The 3,850-nt window shown below is 57.8% G+C and carries 6 protein-coding genes and 1 pseudogene; 4 read left to right on the forward strand and 3 right to left on the reverse strand.

All coding sequences use genetic code 11. The features are described 5' to 3' along the window. A partial coding sequence (locus tag IIY41_RS13045) for a helix-turn-helix domain-containing protein (protein WP_287401093.1) occupies nucleotides 1–353 on the forward strand: 353 nt, incomplete at its 5' end. A gap of 177 nt (nucleotides 354–530) precedes the next feature. On the opposite strand, the gene IIY41_RS13050 is transcribed toward IIY41_RS13045, so the two are convergent. Beyond that, on the reverse strand, nucleotides 531–1,667 hold the full coding sequence (locus tag IIY41_RS13050; protein ID WP_287401095.1) for an aldo/keto reductase: 1,137 nt from the start codon (nucleotides 1,665–1,667) through the stop codon (nucleotides 531–533). 227 nt (nucleotides 1,668–1,894) lie between these two features. Between IIY41_RS13050 and IIY41_RS13055 the strand changes: the two genes are divergently transcribed. From IIY41_RS13055 to IIY41_RS13065, 3 genes are all read left to right on the forward strand, one after another. Further along, nucleotides 1,895–2,443 (forward strand): SMI1/KNR4 family protein, encoded by a 549-nt coding sequence (locus IIY41_RS13055; RefSeq protein ID WP_058723409.1) that lies wholly within the window; start codon nucleotides 1,895–1,897, stop codon nucleotides 2,441–2,443. A gap of 192 nt (nucleotides 2,444–2,635) precedes the next feature. Further along, entirely contained in the window at nucleotides 2,636–3,052 is a 417-nt protein-coding gene (locus IIY41_RS13060; RefSeq protein WP_287401097.1) for a hypothetical protein, read from the forward strand. 98 nt (nucleotides 3,053–3,150) lie between these two features. Next, nucleotides 3,151–3,375, forward strand: a complete 225-nt coding sequence (locus tag IIY41_RS13065) for a hypothetical protein (protein ID WP_133304195.1) — start codon at nucleotides 3,151–3,153, stop codon at nucleotides 3,373–3,375. 51 nt (nucleotides 3,376–3,426) lie between these two features. On the opposite strand, the pseudogene IIY41_RS14160 reads toward IIY41_RS13065, so the two are convergent. Beyond that, nucleotides 3,427–3,582: pseudogene (locus IIY41_RS14160) on the reverse strand (CatA-like O-acetyltransferase); the annotation flags it as partial. A 70-nt stretch (nucleotides 3,583–3,652) separates the two neighbouring features. After that, nucleotides 3,653–3,850: IS3 family transposase (locus tag IIY41_RS13075; RefSeq protein WP_287401100.1), on the reverse strand; the 198-nt coding region annotated here is incomplete at its 5' end.

Raw genomic sequence — 3,850 nt, forward strand, 5'->3', positions numbered from 1 at the left:
AGGCCGCCGCGCCGGGCGCCGAGGACAAGGAGCCCGTGGCCGTGCGCGCCAAGCGCATCATCGACGAAAATTTTGCAGACCCGATGATGGGCCTTTATCTCGTCTCCGAGCAGCTCAACGTCAGCAACTCCTATCTGTCCACCACGTTCAAGGCCACCTACGGCGTCAGCATCATCCAGTACATCAACCGCCTGCGGGTGGACCAGGCCAAGAGCCTGATCCTGAACACCGATATGAACATCAAGGACATCGCTCAGACCGTGGGCTTTTCCAGCGACATCAACTTCATCCGGGTGTTCAAAAAGCTGGAGAACCGCACGCCCACCACGCTCCGGCGGGAAAGCCGCCCCTGACCCCCGCCAAAGCAGCGGCCGCGGCGCTGTTTTGCCGGCGCGGCCGGGCGCCCGCCCGTCCTTTTAAGCCTGCGGGCAAAAACGGCCCCGCCCGGCCGTTTTTGCCGCTTTGCTCGGCAAGCCCGAAAAAAGCCTCATGCAGTTCATCTGCATGAGGCTTTTTGTGCCCTGCGGGAATTATTTTTCCCGCAGCTTTTCCTCCAGCGCGCGCAGCTTTGCCATCTCCTCCGGGATGCCGATGTGCTGCGGGCACACCCGGGCGCACTTGCCGCAGGCGCGGCAGGCGGCCGGGCGGGCGGCGGTGGGGATATCCCCGCTCTCTTTCAAAAAGCGGCCGGTGCTTTTCGCCGCGGCGCAGCGGTTGTACGCTTTGAACAGGCCGGGAATGTCCACACCGAACGGACAGGGCATGCAGTACCGGCAGCCCGTGCAGGGGATGCGCTGGGCCCGCTTGTCGATGCGCACGGCCCGGGTGAGCGCGTTCTGCTCGGACTTTGTCAGCGGCTGGAAGGGCGACATCGCGGCAAGGTTGTCCGCAAGCTGTTCCTCGCTGCTCATGCCCGAAAGCACCACCAGCACGCCCGGCAGGCTGGCCGCGAAGCGGATGGCCCAGGACGCAATGCTGCGGCCGGGCGCCTTCGCCTTCAGCACCGCCTCGGCCTCCGGGCACAGGGAAGCCAGCGCGCCGCCGCGCACAGGCTCCATCACGATGCACGGCAGGCCGTATTCCTGCAATATTTCGTACTGCTCCCGGGCGCGCTGCACGGTCCAGTCCAGATAATTCAGCTGCAGCTGGGCAAAATCCCACGGGTAGGCGGCGCATATCGCGCGCAGCACGGCGGGCTTGTCGTGGAACGAGAAGCCCAGGCGGCGGATCTTCCCCTCGGCCTTTTTCCGCGCCAGAAATTCAAACGCGCCGATGCGCCGGATCTTCTCGAACCGTTCGGCGTCCACCGCGTGGCACAGGTAAAAATCAAAATAGTCCACACGGCAGTTGGCCAGCTGCTCGTTGAACACCTGCTCCATATCCTCCTGCGTTTCCAGCTTCCACAGCGGCATCTTCGTTGCCAGGTAAAACGATTCCCGCGGATATTTTTCCAGCGCCGCGCCGATGAATTTTTCCGCGCCGCCGCCGTGGTACGGATACGCCACGTCAAAATAGGTAATGCCCCCGCGCACGGCCTCGTCCACCAGCGCCCCGGCGCGCGCGCAGTCGATGGCGGTGCCGCCCGGCTCCAGCGTGGGCAGGCGCATACAGCCAAGCCCCAGCAGCGAAGGGCGGCAGTCCGTATCCCTGTAAGAACGGTATTCCATAACGATTCCCCTTTTCCGTTTCCCACGGGCGCGCCGCGCCCGTGCAGTATTCCTGCTTTCAGTATAAGGGCGCAGCGGAAAAAATGCAATGCGGGACTTTTCTTCTCCCGATTCCCCTTTGGACGGATGGCTTCAGCTTCGTCCATTTCACGATGCATTGAATAAAGCGGGAAAATAGGATATATAGGTAAATAAAAAGAAAAGTTGGTAGCTGCAGGAGGCATACGATGGCATTGGAAAAAGTTTATGATTATTTCCATAATTATGATAAGCAGACTTATCAGGTTGTAGCTTGTATGGGAAATGAGCCGTCGGAGCACGATATAAAGAAATTTGAACATCAGTATGGGATAAATCTTCCTGCTGATTTTAGAGAGTTCACTATGTCCCCATTAGGCGGACTTTATATGGAGGTTCGGGAAGAAATATGGCCACGGGCGAAACAGTATGACATAGGCCCATTTTGGTCGTTCTGCCGAGGAATTATAGTCTATGGAATTGCCAATGGAATACCCGATTTTTTGGATATTCGTGAGAAAACGAAAGAACTGCACGATGAAGGGTTTACTGGTTTTATCCCGTTCTTGTCCATTATAGGGAATGGTGATGAAATATTTTGTTTTGACAAGGATAATAACATAGTCCTTCTGGACTGCTATACAACAGGAGAAGCTGCACCGGTTGAAGGGGCTTTTTCAGATTGTTTGATGAAACAAATTGCGGAGTTGGAAGAACGGAAAAACAAGAAAATCCGGGGAGAGGATAAAAATAACTAATTCCGGTTTGCCGGGCTTGCCGTCCATGAATCTGCCCCTCCGTCAATTTCGGCAAAGGGAGGTTATTTATAGCCTAAACCTGTTCAAAAGGCAAAAGGGGGGCTTTTCTTGTTCACAAATCCCGGCTATAATGGGATATGTTGTAATTTGCGGCCCTGTGCGGCCGCGCAAAAAATCAATGAGGTGAAAAACATGTTTTTATCGGTGATCCTCACCATCGCGGCCGCGTATATGGCCCTGCAATGCGGCCTGACGGCCTTTTCCGTTCCCTTTGCGTCCTGGACATGGCTTTCCTGGCTGTATCTGGCCATGGCCGCCGTGATGATCGGCGTCTGCGTGGTCAGCGCGCGCCGCGCCGTGCGCGCCTACAAAAAGCAGGCCGAAAAAATCAAGGAAGAACAGGCCCGGGAGCTGGAAAAGCTGCACGCCAAACGGCGGGCGCTGTATCTGGACGAGGACATCGACATTGAGGCCGAGGCCGCGAAGGCCGAATCCGCGCGCCTGGCCGCCCAGGCGGAGGAGGCCGCAGGGGCAGACGCGCCGGACGGCGGCGCGGACGACGGGGAAAGCGGCGAAGCCGCCGAAGAGGAGGACGGCGGCGACGATTGACCCGCGCCGCGCCCGGCAAAGGGACGCGCTTTCCGGAAGAAATTGCCTTGCGTATCCCGCGCCCCCCTGCGCACAATAACAGCACGGGGGTGTTTAAAATGCAAAACCAAACCAACAAGGAAAGCCAAAACCGGCACGGGCAGCCCAGCGCCCACGGCAAGCAGCACAAGGCCCACGGCCATGTGGAGCAGGCCCGAAGGGACGGCCAAACTGCCACCAGCGAAAACGTGTATGAAAACCTTGCAGAAAACGCCTGGTTTCCCGCTTTGTACGCGGACGAGGTTTTGATGGACGATTTCGGCCCGGATTTTCCGGAAGTGTGACCTGCACAAAAAGTTTATCCGGCACAGATAAAGCAGCCCGGGAAGCGCCGCTCAACGCGGCGGCTTCCCGGGCTGCTGTTCTATCTCCTGTTCTAGCTCCTGCGGAAAAGCGTCCATCCATGTCTGAAGCCCGTTTATAAACCGTGAAAGATGGTATCCGTCGCACACCGCATGGTGTACCTGCACAGCCAGCGGCAGGTGTGCCCTTCCCGGTTTCGTGGACAGTAAAAATGAAGAAAAAACAGAAAGAAACGCAGGATATCTTGTCGTATCACACTCAGGCGGCGGGATGCTCAGACAAGGCACGCGCAAAGGCATCCGGAGGACGCCAGCCAATACAGGAATGCGGGCGCACTGGGTTGTAAAAGGTCTCGATATAAGCGAAGACGTCTGCCATGGCATGTGCCCTTGAGGCGAAATGGCGCAGATGGACGCACTCGCACTTGAGGCAGCTGAAGAAGTTTTCGGCCACGGC

The sequence above is a fragment of the Ruthenibacterium sp. genome, assembly GCF_017421385.1.
GTDB classification, from domain to species: Bacteria; Bacillota; Clostridia; order Oscillospirales; family Ruminococcaceae; genus Ruthenibacterium; species Ruthenibacterium lactatiformans.